The following is a 12,412-nucleotide window of genomic DNA, read 5'->3' as shown; positions in this document are numbered from 1 at the left end:
CCGTCCGCCGAGTGGGGCCTGATGGTCGCCCAGGGGCAGTCCGCCCTGCTGAACGGGGCGCCCTGGCAGTCCCTGGCCGCGGGCCTGCTCATCGTCCTCGTCGTCGTGGGGGTCAACACCCTGGGCGAGAGGGCCACTTCGGCTTCGGCCGCGGCTAGCGGGAAGGGCGCGTGATGAACACCCTGGACATCAACGGCCTGCACGTCACCCTGCCCGGTCCGGGGCACCGCACCGTCCTGCGCGACGTGTCGTTCTCCGTCGCCCCCGGCGAGGCCCTCGGCCTGGTCGGCGAGTCGGGTTCCGGCAAGTCCATGACCCTCAAGGCCGTCCTGCGCATGCTGCCAACCGGATCCCGTACTGAAGGCGCTGTCCGCTTCGAGGACGAGGACGAGGACGTGTACGGGATGGACGCCCGCGCCCTGCGCAGGTATCGCTCCCACCGCATCGCGATGATCCACCAGGACCCGCGCGCCACCGTCAACCCGGTCCGCAGGGTCGGCGACTTCCTCACCGAGGGACTCGTCCTCACCCATGGCCTGCGTCGGCGCGAGGCCGCCGTCCGCATGGTCAGGGCCCTCGCCGACGTGGGCATCGCGGACGGGGAACGGCGCATGGCCCAGTACCCGCACGAGCTCTCCGGCGGTCTGCTGCAACGCGTGATGATCGCCGCCGCACTCGCCACCGGACCCCGCCTCCTGCTCGCCGACGAACCCACCACCGCGCTCGATGTCACCACCCAGCAGGAGGTGATGGCGATCCTCGACGCAATGCGTCGCGAACGCGGCCTCGCCATGGTCTTCGTCACCCACGACCTCGACCTCGCGGCCGCCGTCACCGACCGCGTCGCCGTCATGTACGCGGGCACGATCGTGGAGACCGGCCCCTCCGCCGACCTGCACCACCACGCCGCCCACCCCTACACAGCAGGCCTGCTGCGCGCCCGCCCCGTCCTCGGCTCCCGCACACGGCCGGCGCCGCTGCCCGGCCGCCCTGTCTCCGCGTTCGAGGCAGGGGACGGCTGCGGCTTCGCCGACCGCTGTACGTACGAGCAGGACGCATGCCGCGCCACCCGTCCCGCCCTCGCCCCGCTCGGCACCCACACCACCGCCTGCCACCGCGCACAGGAACTCGCCGACACACACGCCCTGGAGCCCGCCTCGTGACGACCACAGGCCCCGTGACGACCACAAGCCCCCCGCCACCGCCCGCGGTCGAAGCCCGCCACCTGCGCAAAGTCTTCCCGGGCCGGCACGGCACGACCGCCGTGGACGACGTGTCCTTCACGCTGCGGTCCGGTGCCTCCCTGGGCGTGGTCGGCGAGTCCGGCTCCGGCAAGACCACCGTATCCCGCATGCTCACCGGCCTCGAACGCCCCACCTCCGGCGAGGTGTTCCTGTCCGGCGCCCCGGCCCCAGCCGACCGGATCCACCGCGCCCGCGCCGTCCAGATGGTCTTCCAGGACCCCTACGCATCCCTCGACCCACGCCAGACCGTCGGCGCCGGCCTGCTCGAACTGCTGCGCCTGCACGAACCCGACCGCACCCGCCACCACGGGCGCGCCGCCGAACTCCTCGACCAGGTCGGCCTCGACGACCGCATCGCCGCCTCCCGCCCCGGGCAGCTGTCGGGCGGCCAGCGCCAGCGCGTCGCCATCGCCCGCGCTCTCGTGCCGGGGCCCGCCGTCCTCGTCCTCGACGAGGCCGTATCGGCGCTCGACGTCTCGGTACAGGCCCAGGTCCTCGGGCTCCTGGCCGACCTGCGCGAACAGCTCGCGGTCTCCTACGTGTTCGTCACCCACGACCTGGCCGTCGTCCAGCAGATCACCGACGAGATCCTGGTCATGCACCGCGGCCGCGTGGTCGAACACGGCCCGACCGACCGGGTGCTGTCCGCACCCGAGCACCCGTACACGCGCGGGCTGCTGGACGCCGTACCGCGGGAAGGGTGGCGTCCAGGCACGGCCGGGGCAATGACGGCTCCTTGGAAGGGGACCGGGTGAGGGGCGCGCCGGCTGCCTTCTCGGAGAACGACACCGACAGCACCTCGACCGCACTGGCGTCCGGAGCGGCCTCGACCGGCGCCGAGTTGGGCTTGACAGTGATGACCGGCGTGCCCTCGGAGACGCGGGACTCGGTGGTGAAGGACGCGGCGAACACGGACTGCGCCGCGACAGGGCCCTCGTCGCCGGCCTCCAGGTCGACAGCGTTGGTGACGATGCCGGAACCGATTCTCAGCGCCAGAGGGGAGCGATCTCCTGCCCTCGGCGGAGGACGGGAAGCGAACGGCGGCCGGGGACACCTGCTCGTACGCACCCTGGGTGGCCACCTTCGGTACGACCAGGTAGTCGAAGTGCTCCGGGGCGTTGTGCGTGAGAACCTCGACCGCGCCGTGCTCGGCGAGCGCGGCGGCGGTGTTCTCGTCGCCGGAGCCGAGGGCGACGGCGACGGGCTTCGCCATCCGAGATGTGCCGCCTGCTCGACGGCGTACTCGTCCAGCTCGGAGAGCAGACCGTCCACGGTCGCGGTCGACGGTCAGGTCATCGGCGAAGTGCCGGTCGCCAGTGGCGTCGGGCACGTACTTCGCATACACAACGATGAACGCCTGCACCACCGGAGCCGTGTGGTGGCTGATCGCAGTGACACGGAGGACGGGTGACATGGTATGGGGTCCGTGTGGCCGCTGGCCTCGCCGAACGGTCCTCGGTCTCCAGGTGTCGGGGTCAATCTCGCCCTCGATGATGGTCGCGGCGTGGGCCGGGATGTCCAGGTCGACGGTCACCTGACGGATCGACGATGCCGAGGGGCGGCCTGTGAACCCTTCCGCCACCGCGTACTTGCTGGTCCCCTACGGCACCTTCTGCGCGCAGAAGAACCCCAAGGCGGGTGCGGTGCCGCGCGGCGGCGCCCAAAGTCGCGCGCACGGGCCGACGTCGCGGGGCTTGGCCGGGGGACTCGTGTGAGGTCCGGTTGCCTCAGCAGCCGGACCCCGTGATCATGATGTGATGGCGGATGGAGAGTCGTCCCGGTCGGCGCAGCACGAGCAGCGCGCGCTGAGGGTCTCGATGGCGGTCTCGATCGCGCTCTCGGCCGTGGCCCTGGTGTGGGGGCTCGCAGCCGGCTCGCAGGTGATCCTGCTCGACGGCGTCTACGCCATCCTTGGCCTGGGGCTGTCGTGGCTCGCGCTGTACGCCTCGCGCCTCGCCGCTGTCGGCCCGACGCCGCGATTCCCGTTCGGCCGGGAGTCGCTCGTGCCGCTGGTTGTGGGCGTACAGGGTCTTGCGCTGCTCGGGACGCTCGTCTACGCCGCCGTGGAGGCCGTCCGGGTCATCCTCGACGGCGGGTCCGACGTGGCGGCCGCGGGCCTGGCCGCGTATGGAGCGGTGAGCGGACTCGCGTGCTTCGCGGCGTATGGCTACCTGGTGCGGCACGGTCCGCGGTCGGACCTGATCCGGGCGGATGCGGCGGTCTGGCTCGCGGGCGCCGTGACCAGCATCGTCATCGCGGTCGGAGGCGTCGTGGCGGTCCTGCTGGGTACGACGGCGTGGCGCGGCGCGAAGGTGTACGCCGACTCCGTGCTGGTCCTGCTGAGCTGCGTGATGCTCGCCCGGCTGCCCGTGCGCATGCTCCGCCAGGCTGCATCCGAGCTGCTGGAGTCCGCGCCGGAGCCGGCCGTGCAGCAGCTGATCCGCGAGGTCATAGAACGGGTGCGGGCCGCCGAAGGGCTTCCCGAGCCGGTGCTGCGAACCGGGAAGGTGGGCCACAAGCTCTACGTCGACGTCGGCTTCGTGGTGCCGCCGGGTCGCTGGGACATCGCGGACGAGGACCGCGTGCGGCGCACGCTGCGCGACGGGCTCGCTGCCCTGCCCTACGCCCCGTGGACCGTCGTCGAACTCACCACGGACCCCGGGCTGGTGCTCTGACGCGGTACCGGACCAGCGCCGGACGACACGACGCAAGCTGCGACGACGATCTGGGCCCTCTGCCGCGCTTTGTCCGGCCGCTCCTGCGCGGGGCGGTCACGACTCCTTCCGGACCAATGCGGTCCTTCGGTGCTCGGGCAGCCCTCGGAATAGCGGACCAGCGCCACGAGCTCGGCGTCCTTGTCGATGGGGCGGTCGACCCGGACGAGCAGCCTGTCCCGCGGGCACAAGGTCGTCGCGGCCACCGGAAAGCCCGACGCCGCCGACTGGCTCCACGACCTGGGCGCTGCCGAGATCATCAGTCGCGAAGAGGTCCTGGCTCCGGCAAGCCGCTCCTGCGTGAACAGTGGGCTGGCGCCGTCGACTGTGTCGGCGGCCCTATCCTCGCCGCCGTCCTCGCCGGCCTGCGGTACGGCACAGCCGTGGCCGCCAGCGGCAACACGGGGGGCGCGCAGCTGGCCACCACCGTCTCCCCCTTCATTCTGCGCGGGGCGATCGCCTGCCCGAGCGAGCTGCGGCACAGGGTCTGGCAGCGTCTGGCCACCGACCTGCGCCCGAACCGGCTCGACGACATCGCAACCCAGGATGTCGGCCTCGATCAGCTTGAGTCCGCACTGGACCGGGTCCTGGCCGGTAAGGCACGCGGCCGAACCCTCGTGACCCTGGAGTAGCAGCTGTCGAGCCCATGAGGAGAACCCCTCCCGAGCGAGCCGGTGCGACGACCGCACCGGCTCGCCTTTCGCGTGCACCCCGGGATTCCGAGAGGACGGCGTCTCGCCGCGCCCCGGCAGACACCGGGCGCCGTCGCCCCGGTCGTCGCCGCCGAGCCGTGGGTCGCGCTCCTGCCGTTGCTCGATCCGACCGTGATGGGCTGGAAGGCACGCGCCTTCTACCTCGGTGCGCACGCACCTCAGTTGTTCGACAGTGCGGGAAACGCCGGGACTACCGCCTGGGTCGACGGACGCGTCGTCGGTGCATGGGTGCAGGATCCCGGCGGTGTGGTCGAGCTGCGCCTGCTTGATGACGATGTCTCCCCGCAGGCCCGCGAGGCGTTGGCGGCCGAAGCGCGGCGGCTCAGCGCGTGGCTCGACGGCCAGCGGGTGTTCACCGTCTACCCCTCACTGGCCATGCAGCCCTGCGCCGGGCGTTGACGCAGAGGGGCCGCGGGGGGCCGGGGGCCTGGGGGTGCGTGTTTCCTCCGTGTCCGCTGCTCCGGGTCGGCACCGCCCGGTTCTGCGCCTCTGAAGACCGTTGCGCGGGTCATGGAGGCTCTTGGGTGCCGGCGGTGAGGCGTCGTCCCCAGGCTCGCATGTAGGCAATGGCTTCCAGTGGGCCGTGGACCACAACGGGGGCGTCGAGCGCTCCGATGCAGAAGGTGGCCCAGTCCAGGGAGTCGGCGGCGATCTCCACCCGGCACGAGGTGTCGTCGATGGGTTCCACCGTCCCGTAGTGCGCGATCTCCTCCCGCACTCGTTCGGCGGGGGCCCCGACCGTGGCGCGGACGGGATACCTGGCGGGCATCGCCCTGATCCGGGCGCGCACGTACTCGACGGGATCGTCGGCGGGGAGGGGGCGGGGGGGCGAACGTCGTGCCGGTGCGGCTCGCATCACCGATGCGGTCGACGCGGAAGGTGCGCCAGTCGGCCCGGTCGAGGTCCCAGGCGATGAGGTACAGGCGGTTCTCGACGCGGACGATGTGGTGCGGGTGGACGGTCCTGGCCGCGGTCTGACCGGTGCGGGTGCGGTAAGCGAACTCCACCGTCTCGGTGTCGCGGCAGGCCAGGGCGAGGGTCGTCAACGAGGCGACATCGGTGATGCCCACGCGTGCCTCGGGGTTTCGCGCCGGGACGGCGACGGCGCGGAGGCTGTCGATGCGGCGTCGGATCCGCACGGGAAGCACCTGGACGATCTTGGCCATGGCGCTCAGCGCGGCGTCCGCTGACGTCGGGGAGGGGCCGGAGGTGATCTCTTGGAGCCCCATGACGATGGCGGCGGCCTCGTCCTCGCTGAGTACTAGGGGCGGGAGCGAGGCGCCGGGGCTGAGTTGGTAGCCGCCGCCGGTGCCCCGTGTGGCGGTGATCGGGTACCCGAGCTCCTGGAGTGACGAGGTAGAAGGCGGACTCCCAGTGCTCCTCGACTTCGACGGTGAGGGCGACCGGCCATCCGCAGCCCTTCTCGTAGGCGTCGGGAGGGGTGGGGTGGGCCTTGCCTGGCAGGTTCTCGAAGCGAGCCACGGTGATCGGACGCGCGCCATCCCGCAGGATCTCCAGGTCGTACCGGTCGGCGGTGGTGTGCATGTGCAGGGCGACGCGCTCACCGGGGGCATACGAGAACTGGCTGGCGTACAGCCAGAGTTCGGCCTCTCCGGGGACCTCGCCTGGCCGCTCGATGGTCCAGCCGGGTACTGACCAGGCGTAGTCGGGCTTCTGGTGCCCTGGGTGCTGTGGAGGTGTCAAGCTCGGGTCTTGCTTGTGTCGGGCGTATTGAGGGATGCGTAGGCGTTCGGGTTGTGGCGGCGCCGCCATGCGGCACGCGCAGCGCCGGCGGCAGCGCCGCCGAGGAGGGGCAGGTTGATCAGGGTCCGCCCAGTCCTGTGAGCATGCCCATCTTGTTGGCGATGCAAAGCAGCGCTGCGCCGAGCAGGACAGCGGCCAAGGCGGGAGCGATCATGCGGTGCCGAAGACTCTCGGCGGCGCGGCGGGCCGGCTGGGCGAAGTAGCGGATCACCGCGCAGCACGTGGCAGCCTGCAAGAGCAGTACGGCCACCAGTGTGGGCGTGTTGGTCCAAGGGACGATCTGTGTGTACGGGTCGGCTGAGGTGAGCCCGAAGGCCACAAGGGCGACAAGAGTCAGCAGCGTCTGGGTGATTCCGGCGAAGCCGGGGGTGCCGGTGCGTACATTGACGGTGCCGCAGCGGGCCGGCGCCAAGCGGTTGCGTCCGAGGACGTACAGGTAGCGCGTACAGGCGTTCTGCAGTGCGAGGACGCCGGCCACGAAGCTGGTGACTATGAGCACCTGCATGGCCTTGGTCATCGCCTGACCGGCGAATTCACTGTTGAGAGCAAACACCAGGGTCGATGGATTGCCGGCGAGGAGGCTTCCGAGCCGGGAAGGGGCCTGCCGCCATCAGGGTCACCCAGGCGCAGAAGGTGTAGGCGACGGCCAGGAAGAGCACGGCGGTGTAGGTGGCGCGGGGCACCGTGCGGCGGCGATCTCTTGCCTCTTCACTGTAGATGGCGGTCTGCTCGAAGCCGACGTACGAGACGAAGGTGATGACGAAGACGCCGCCGATGGCGCTCTTGTCGGGCAAGCGCGGTGCGGCGCAGTTGGGCTTCGCGGTGCTGCTGTCGTTGTATACGCAGCACGGCCGGTTTCCCCGGGTCCCGTTCGAGTTGCCGGTCGAGGCAGTGGAGTTCGTCGCCCGGGAGCGAAGTGCTGGCCTTGCACGCCGGATTTGTCCTGCGAGCCGCCGTCGCGACTGGCGACCGCCGATCGCAGCCATGATGACCACGCTGGGCCTCGCCTCGGACCAGCGCCGCAGATCCCCACGGGGGGCAAGACGCCTGGTCAGAGCCAGTATGCGGTGCGTTCGCGGGACGGCGCGGCGTAGCAGGGCGTGGCTGCGTGGTCTGATGGTGACGCGACCGGCGGGGTCTACCCAGGACTGAGAGACGGTCAGCACTGTCGCTGGGCCGAACACCCGTCTCGCCGGCCGAGGTGGGGGCCCGGGGACCGGGTGCTGGTTGCTGCCTGGCAACTATCCGAGGCGGCAGTTGGTGTCCTGATCAGGGCACCAAGCGGATACTCGATGGCCTTGGTGGCTGCTGCAGCAGCCACCAAGGCCATCGAGTATCCGGCGGAATGGGTGTGTCGGACGCGAGGTTCTGGTTGGTCCGGTCAGTAGAACCAATGCACGGGCTTGTGCCCGCGGTCGACGACGTCGCTGAACGCGCCGCCGATGAACCCTAGCGGTTCGCCGTCGCGCTCACACACCTCGAGCACTTTACCGATGACCACGATGTGGTCGCCGGCCACGAAGTGTCGCTCGACCGCGCACTCCAGGTGTGCGAAGGCGCCCGGGATGACCGGGACTTGGTGTCGCCCGTAGACGATGTCCAGGCCTGCGAAGTGGTCGGTTCCGCGCTTGGCGAAGCGCAGCGCGAGGTGTTCCTGACGGGCGGAGAGGATGTTGACCGCGAATTTCCCGGCCGTGGTGACGGCCTCGGTGGTTCGCGCACCAGTGGTGAGGCACACCAGGAGGAGGGGCGGTTCGAGTGAGACGGAGGTCAGCGAATTGACGGTCATGCCGTGAGGCACCCCGTCAGCGCTGGTGGTGACCACTGCGACTCCGGTGGCGAAACGGCCCATCGTGCGGCGCATCGTCATGGGGTCCACGGCGGCGACCGCGGACGAGGGGGTTGCCATGGGGGACTCCAATGCTGGGGGTCAGGTGCGGTAGCGGACCTCGAAGGTCACCACGCCCTCGTCGGTACGCCACGGGCCGTGTGGCATGCCCGGAGGACGGCAGGCGTACTCCCCGGCGCCGAAGGTCTGCCCCAGCGTGAGGTCGGTGAAGGAGCCTTCCAGGATGTAGACCTCTTCCCAGAAGTCGTGCTTCTGCACTCCCATGGGGGTGGAGTCCGCGCCCGGCTCGTACCGCAGGATGCGCGTGGCGACACCGGACTTCGGGTCCTTGGCGAGGATCCGCTCGGTGATCTTCGGCTCGTCGCCCGGGCAGATCGTGAAGTCGACCTCGGTGACCGGGAAAAACTCGTACTCGGGTTTGCTCATCGGCGAACTGCTCCAGTTGCTCGGTTCAGGCGGAGGCGGTCTCGAGGTCGTAGCTGGACAGGAACGCGTCAACCTCGGCGAGCGGACCTTCGAAGCCGTAGTTGCGGAAGGCGTAGCCCTTCACCACGAACGGTGCGCCGGCGTAGAACAGCTCGTACTGGTGGTGACGGCCGGCGAATTCGCTGCCCACCGCGTCCCAGGCGAGCTTGAACAGCTTCACCCGCTCCTCGGCCGGTGCGTTCGGGCTGTGCACGTACCGGTCGATGTCGGCCCGCTCCTGAGGGTTGGTCATGTCGGCGACGCTGGACGGCACCTGCAGGACACCGCCGCCGACCAGGTCACGCAGGATGGCCAGCACCCGCGGGTAGAGCTCGGCCTGCAGCCCCATCGCCCCGTACACCGCGCGGGCGCCGGGCCGCCACAGACCCTGCCCGTCCGGCGCCGCGGTGTACTCGCCGGCCAGGACGGCCGACTCCACGAGCGAGGCCAGGCTCGCCAGCTCACCGAGCTTCTCCACCACGCCAGGGAAGGTGTCCACACCGTTGACCGCGGCGACCTTGCGGGCGAGCCCGGCCAGGAACTGCAGCTTCACCGCGAACCGGATCTGGGCCTGCCAGTTGCCCAGCACATGGGCACCGGTGTCGAAGAACTGCCGGCGCAGGCCCGCCACGTCGCGGTAGACGAACACCCGCTCCCACGGGATGAAGACGTCGTCGAACACCAGCAGCGCGTCGGTCTCGTCGAACCGCGTCGTCAGCGGATAGTCGTAGGGGCTGCTCGCCGCGGGCGCGTAGGGCCGACGGCAGTACAGCTTGAGGCCCTCGGCGCCGACCGGGACGGCGAAGCTGAGCGCGAAGTCGGAGTCCTCGGGACTGAGCGGCTTGATACACGAGACGAAGATCTCGTCGGCGACCGCCCCACCAGTGGCCAGCATCTGGGCCCCGCGGACCACGATCCCGTCGGCCCGCTCCTCGGCTACGCCGACCTGGATCAGCTCACCGTCCCAGGCGTGCGCCGTGGTGGCCCGGGAGACCTGGGGCGGAATGATCGCGTACGAGAGGTAGAGGTCCTCGGCCACGATCCGCTTCTGGTACGCGGTGACGTTCGCGGCGAAGTCGCGGGCGCCGTCGTGGAAGGCCTCGGGGTGCGCGGCGAACGCGGCGAAGAACGCGCCCACGTGGTCGGGGCTGCGCCCCACCCAGCCGTGCGTGTGCCTGGCCCATGTGGTGGCGGCTTCGCGGAACGCGGTGAGGTCTTCGCGGCTCCGCGGCGTGGTGAACAGGCGGTTGACCGTGGCACCGGTGTCTGGATCAGTCCGGGTCAGCTCCGATGCGGGGTCGGCGGCCAGGTCGAGCAACCCGGCTATCGTGTTCGCGATCGGGGCGAACGCCGGGTGGTGGGCCACGTCCTCAACGGGGGCGCCATCCACGTAAATGCGGCGTGAGTCCTTGAGCGAGGCCAGGTAGTCCGATCCGTTGCGCATCACACGCTCCTCAGCTTGGTTTCGTAGGCATGAGTCAGGGTCGGTCCCCCGGGGAGGTGCAGGCGCGTCCGCCACGAACTGCCGTGCACGAACGTGCCGTCGATCAGGGGCAACGTGCCGCAGAACAGCACCACATCTCCGGTGATCTCACCGAGAACGGCGGTCATCCGCTGCATCAGCTCGGCAGGTTGGCGCAGTGTGGCGATGCTGCCCTCTTGGTAGAGCTGGTCGTCCACCGTGGAATCGGCGGAGAGGTGGTCCCAGTCCACGGCGGACAGGTCGGTGCCGACCTCCACGACCGTGCTGCCGAGCGGCTTGGGGCAGGCGGCCTTGGACGCGGCGATGTCGGTGCGTTCCAGGTCGCGGTCGGTGTGGTCGGATCCCACCGCCAGGAAGTGGCGTCCGCCGCGGCGGATCACCACCGGCTCGACTTCGCCGGAGGTCGACGGACTGGTCACCTCGAGCACCGCATCGGTGGTGAGCAGCCGGGGGTCGAGGTTGTAGAAGGCGGGCACGGTCGGCGGCGGGGGGACACCGATGCGGGCCAGCTCGGCGATGTGCTCCGCCACGGCCGCCTCGTCCTTCGCGGTGTATCCGGCCACGACCAGCCGGTCCGCAGAGAGCCTCAGTTCACCTCCGGTGCCGGCGATCTTCAGCGTCAGAGGTGTTGGGGGTTCGGTCATGATCGTTTCCTCACTACTCGGGTTGCTGGGCGTGATCGGGTGGGGTGGGCATCGGCCAGCGACGGTCGGCGAGCACGGGGAACTCCGCCCGGACGGTGTCGACCACGGTCATGTCGGTGTCGCAGAACGTGACGCCCTCCTCGGCGCCGGCCTCGCCGAGTACGTCTCCCCAGGGGTCCACGACCCGGCTGTGGCCGCCCAGTTCGACACCGCCGTCCTGGATGCCGACTGCGTTGCACGCGATGAGCAACACCTGTTGCTCTACTGCTCGGCAGGTCGTGAACAGCTGCCAGTGCTCGCGCCGGGCGGCCGGCCAGGCGGCCGGCACGATGACCGACTTGGCGCCGCGATCCGCCAGGGCGCGCCACAGCTCGGGGAAGCGCAGGTCGTAGCAGGTGGTTGCACCCAGGGGGCCGAGCTTGGTGTCGGCCACCTCCAGGGCGGCCCCTGCGGTGAGGAGTTCCGCCTCCCGCGAGGCGTAGCCGAAGACATGCACCTTGCGATAGGTGTGCACGATCGCCCCGTCCGGAGCGATCAGCACGGCCGTGTTGTACAGGCGCCCGTGCGGATCGCGTTCCACGATGCTGCCGAGGTGTACGTGGGTGCCCAGCTCCCGGGCCCATTCGCGGCCGACCGCGACGGTGGGGCCGTCCAGTGTCTCGGCCCGCTCGGTGTACGCGTCAAAGGCGAAGTAGCCGGCGGCCCACAGTTCCGGCAGCACGACCAGGTCGGCCCCGCGTGCCGTGGTGACCATCCGGCCGACCCGCTCGCGGCGTTTGGCCGGGGGCTCCTCCCGCGGACTGGCCACCTGCAGCAGTGCGATCCTCATGCGTGCTCCTCCTCGGACGGCCCACTACTCCAGCCGGGGAGACCCAGCACGTTGAGGGCCGCCAATGTGCTTGACAGGTGAGCTGAGACGGCCCGCCGCGCCCGCTCGGCCTCACCGGTCCGCAGTGCGGTGACGATCGCCCGATGCTCGGTGAGGACGGTGTGCGCGCGGTTCTCGGAGCGCGCGACGGCGCGCAGACCCATCCGGATCTGCCGGTCCCGGAGCGATTCGTAGATGTCGGCCAGGACAGGGTTGCCGGCGTGTTGCACGATCGTCCGGTGGAACGCCCGGTCGCAGTCGATGAAGGCGACCGGGTCATCGAGCAGGCTCTCCTGCTCGGCCACCAACCGCTCCAGTTCGGCGGCGAACTCGTGTCCGAGCGAGGTGACCTGGCGAATGCACCAGTCCTCGACCAGCTCGCGAGCCTGCATCACCGCTCGTACCTCGGCATCCGAGATCGGCGGAACGAAGACACCCTTCTTCGGCACGATCTGCACGAAGCCCTCTGTCTCGAGCCGGACCAGGGCCTCCCGCACCGGAGTGCGTGAGGTGCCGGTCGCCGCGGCGACCTCCGACTCGGTCAGGAACGTGCCGTCGTGCCGGGGCAGCTGCGCGATGTGCCGCTTCAGCCAGTGATAGGTGACGTTCTGCGCCGAGCCCGCCCGCGCATTCGGTCTTTGTGCGCTCATCATGGGAAACTTGAATAG

Annotated in this window: 16 protein-coding genes and 4 pseudogenes; 7 read left to right on the top strand and 13 right to left on the bottom strand. The window is 70.3% G+C overall.

Annotated elements, in window-relative coordinates:
• The first annotated feature begins 173 nt into the window (after positions 1-173).
• Both ABT009_RS34100 and ABT009_RS34095 read left to right on the top strand, forming a co-directional pair.
• Positions 174-1,163 (top strand): ABC transporter ATP-binding protein, encoded by a 990-nt coding sequence (locus tag ABT009_RS34100; protein ID WP_351303911.1) that lies wholly within the window; start codon positions 174-176, stop codon positions 1,161-1,163.
• Positions 1,164-1,177: 14 nt separating this feature from the next.
• Entirely contained in the window at positions 1,178-1,999 is an 822-nt protein-coding gene (locus tag ABT009_RS34095) for an ABC transporter ATP-binding protein (RefSeq protein ID WP_351303908.1), read from the top strand.
• On the opposite strand, the pseudogene ABT009_RS34090 reads toward ABT009_RS34095, so the two are convergent.
• From ABT009_RS34090 to ABT009_RS34080, 3 pseudogenes are all read right to left on the bottom strand, one after another.
• Positions 1,965-2,460, bottom strand: a pseudogene (locus ABT009_RS34090) (electron transfer flavoprotein subunit alpha/FixB family protein); the annotation flags it as partial. The gene ABT009_RS34095 and the pseudogene ABT009_RS34090 sit on opposite strands and share 35 nt — an antisense overlap.
• Positions 2,460-2,607, bottom strand: a pseudogene (locus ABT009_RS34085) (electron transfer flavoprotein subunit beta); the annotation flags it as partial. The pseudogenes ABT009_RS34085 and ABT009_RS34090, both read right to left, overlap by 1 nt.
• Positions 2,608-2,649: 42 nt before the next feature.
• Positions 2,650-2,826 (bottom strand): annotated as a pseudogene (locus ABT009_RS34080) (hypothetical protein); the annotation flags it as partial.
• 175 nt (positions 2,827-3,001) lie between these two features.
• On the opposite strand from ABT009_RS34080, the gene ABT009_RS34075 reads away from it, so the two are divergent.
• The 3 genes from ABT009_RS34075 (at position 3,002) to ABT009_RS34065 (ending at position 5,070) form a co-directional block, all read left to right on the top strand.
• Positions 3,002-3,919 carry a cation diffusion facilitator family transporter gene (locus ABT009_RS34075; protein WP_351303906.1) on the top strand — a complete coding sequence of 306 codons (918 nt, stop codon included), beginning with the start codon at positions 3,002-3,004 and terminating at the stop codon, positions 3,917-3,919.
• Between the two features lie 422 nt (positions 3,920-4,341).
• Positions 4,342-4,590: an MDR/zinc-dependent alcohol dehydrogenase-like family protein gene (locus ABT009_RS34070; protein ID WP_351303904.1), complete on the top strand. Its 249-nt coding sequence runs from the start codon at positions 4,342-4,344 to the stop codon at positions 4,588-4,590.
• A gap of 42 nt (positions 4,591-4,632) precedes the next feature.
• Positions 4,633-5,070, top strand: a complete 438-nt coding sequence (locus ABT009_RS34065; RefSeq protein ID WP_351303901.1) for a DNA glycosylase AlkZ-like family protein — start codon at positions 4,633-4,635, stop codon at positions 5,068-5,070.
• Between the two features lie 109 nt (positions 5,071-5,179).
• Here ABT009_RS34065 and ABT009_RS34060 read toward each other — a convergent pair whose 3' ends face one another.
• Both ABT009_RS34060 and ABT009_RS34055 read right to left on the bottom strand, forming a co-directional pair.
• Positions 5,180-5,440 carry a WCX domain-containing protein gene (locus tag ABT009_RS34060; RefSeq protein ID WP_502990018.1) on the bottom strand — a complete coding sequence of 87 codons (261 nt, stop codon included), beginning with the start codon at positions 5,438-5,440 and terminating at the stop codon, positions 5,180-5,182.
• Positions 5,441-5,534: 94 nt separating this feature from the next.
• Positions 5,535-5,837: pseudogene (locus tag ABT009_RS34055) on the bottom strand (helix-turn-helix transcriptional regulator); the annotation flags it as partial.
• A 208-nt stretch (positions 5,838-6,045) separates the two neighbouring features.
• Here ABT009_RS34055 and ABT009_RS34050 point away from each other — a divergent pair.
• Complete coding sequence (locus ABT009_RS34050; RefSeq protein WP_351303896.1) at positions 6,046-6,327, top strand: hypothetical protein; 282 nt, start codon at positions 6,046-6,048, stop codon at positions 6,325-6,327.
• A 166-nt stretch (positions 6,328-6,493) separates the two neighbouring features.
• Here ABT009_RS34050 and ABT009_RS34045 read toward each other — a convergent pair whose 3' ends face one another.
• Together ABT009_RS34045 and ABT009_RS34040 are read right to left on the bottom strand one after the other, a co-directional pair.
• Positions 6,494-6,952 (bottom strand): APC family permease, encoded by a 459-nt coding sequence (locus tag ABT009_RS34045; protein ID WP_351303893.1) that lies wholly within the window; start codon positions 6,950-6,952, stop codon positions 6,494-6,496.
• A 16-nt stretch (positions 6,953-6,968) separates the two neighbouring features.
• Entirely contained in the window at positions 6,969-7,229 is a 261-nt protein-coding gene (locus ABT009_RS34040) for an amino acid permease (protein ID WP_351303890.1), read from the bottom strand.
• Between ABT009_RS34040 and ABT009_RS34035 the strand changes: the two genes are divergently transcribed.
• Complete coding sequence (locus tag ABT009_RS34035) at positions 7,153-7,587, top strand: DUF4158 domain-containing protein (protein ID WP_351303887.1); 435 nt, start codon at positions 7,153-7,155, stop codon at positions 7,585-7,587. The genes ABT009_RS34040 and ABT009_RS34035 overlap by 77 nt on opposite strands.
• Positions 7,588-7,816: 229 nt before the next feature.
• On the opposite strand, the gene ABT009_RS34030 is transcribed toward ABT009_RS34035, so the two are convergent.
• The 6 genes from ABT009_RS34030 to ABT009_RS34005 are packed head-to-tail and all read right to left on the bottom strand — an operon-like array spanning position 7,817 to position 12,394.
• Positions 7,817-8,344, bottom strand: a complete 528-nt coding sequence (locus ABT009_RS34030) for a flavin reductase family protein (protein WP_351303884.1) — start codon at positions 8,342-8,344, stop codon at positions 7,817-7,819.
• 21 nt (positions 8,345-8,365) lie between these two features.
• Positions 8,366-8,710: a cupin domain-containing protein gene (locus tag ABT009_RS34025; RefSeq protein WP_351303881.1), complete on the bottom strand. Its 345-nt coding sequence runs from the start codon at positions 8,708-8,710 to the stop codon at positions 8,366-8,368.
• A 25-nt stretch (positions 8,711-8,735) separates the two neighbouring features.
• Positions 8,736-10,193, bottom strand: a complete 1,458-nt coding sequence (locus ABT009_RS34020; RefSeq protein WP_351303878.1) for a 4-hydroxyphenylacetate 3-hydroxylase family protein — start codon at positions 10,191-10,193, stop codon at positions 8,736-8,738.
• Positions 10,193-10,876: a DUF2848 family protein gene (locus ABT009_RS34015; protein WP_351303877.1), complete on the bottom strand. Its 684-nt coding sequence runs from the start codon at positions 10,874-10,876 to the stop codon at positions 10,193-10,195. The genes ABT009_RS34020 and ABT009_RS34015 overlap by 1 nt, the downstream gene beginning before the upstream one ends.
• 13 nt (positions 10,877-10,889) lie before the next feature.
• The gene (locus ABT009_RS34010) at positions 10,890-11,705 is read right to left on the bottom strand and encodes a carbon-nitrogen family hydrolase (protein ID WP_351303874.1); all 816 of its coding nucleotides are present in this window, start codon (positions 11,703-11,705) and stop codon (positions 10,890-10,892) included.
• Positions 11,702-12,394 carry a GntR family transcriptional regulator gene (locus ABT009_RS34005; RefSeq protein WP_351303872.1) on the bottom strand — a complete coding sequence of 231 codons (693 nt, stop codon included), beginning with the start codon at positions 12,392-12,394 and terminating at the stop codon, positions 11,702-11,704. Before ABT009_RS34005 ends, ABT009_RS34010 begins: the two co-directional genes overlap by 4 nt.
• Positions 12,395-12,412: the final 18 nt, after the last annotated feature.

This window comes from Streptomyces sp. NPDC002896, from assembly GCF_040295225.1.
Taxonomy (GTDB): domain Bacteria; phylum Actinomycetota; class Actinomycetes; order Streptomycetales; family Streptomycetaceae; genus Streptomyces.
The sequence above is the reverse complement of the archived record's forward strand: the minus strand, read 5'-3'. Positions and strand labels throughout refer to the sequence as shown.

Coding starts and splice junctions, on each gene's coding strand:
- ABT009_RS34100 (WP_351303911.1), top strand. CDS start 174: ATGAACACCCTGGACATCAACGGCCTGCACGTCACCCTGCCCGGTCCG.
- ABT009_RS34075 (WP_351303906.1), top strand. CDS start 3,002: ATGGCGGATGGAGAGTCGTCCCGGTCGGCGCAGCACGAGCAGCGCGCG.
- ABT009_RS34060 (WP_502990018.1), bottom strand. CDS start 5,440: ATGCCCGCCAGGTATCCCGTCCGCGCCACGGTCGGGGCCCCCGCCGAA.
- ABT009_RS34045 (WP_351303893.1), bottom strand. CDS start 6,952: ATGACCAAGGCCATGCAGGTGCTCATAGTCACCAGCTTCGTGGCCGGC.
- ABT009_RS34035 (WP_351303887.1), top strand. CDS start 7,153: ATGGCGGTCTGCTCGAAGCCGACGTACGAGACGAAGGTGATGACGAAG.
- ABT009_RS34030 (WP_351303884.1), bottom strand. CDS start 8,344: ATGGCAACCCCCTCGTCCGCGGTCGCCGCCGTGGACCCCATGACGATG.
- ABT009_RS34025 (WP_351303881.1), bottom strand. CDS start 8,710: ATGAGCAAACCCGAGTACGAGTTTTTCCCGGTCACCGAGGTCGACTTC.
- ABT009_RS34020 (WP_351303878.1), bottom strand. CDS start 10,193: ATGCGCAACGGATCGGACTACCTGGCCTCGCTCAAGGACTCACGCCGC.
- ABT009_RS34015 (WP_351303877.1), bottom strand. CDS start 10,876: ATGACCGAACCCCCAACACCTCTGACGCTGAAGATCGCCGGCACCGGA.
- ABT009_RS34010 (WP_351303874.1), bottom strand. CDS start 11,705: ATGAGGATCGCACTGCTGCAGGTGGCCAGTCCGCGGGAGGAGCCCCCG.
- ABT009_RS34005 (WP_351303872.1), bottom strand. CDS start 12,394: ATGAGCGCACAAAGACCGAATGCGCGGGCGGGCTCGGCGCAGAACGTC.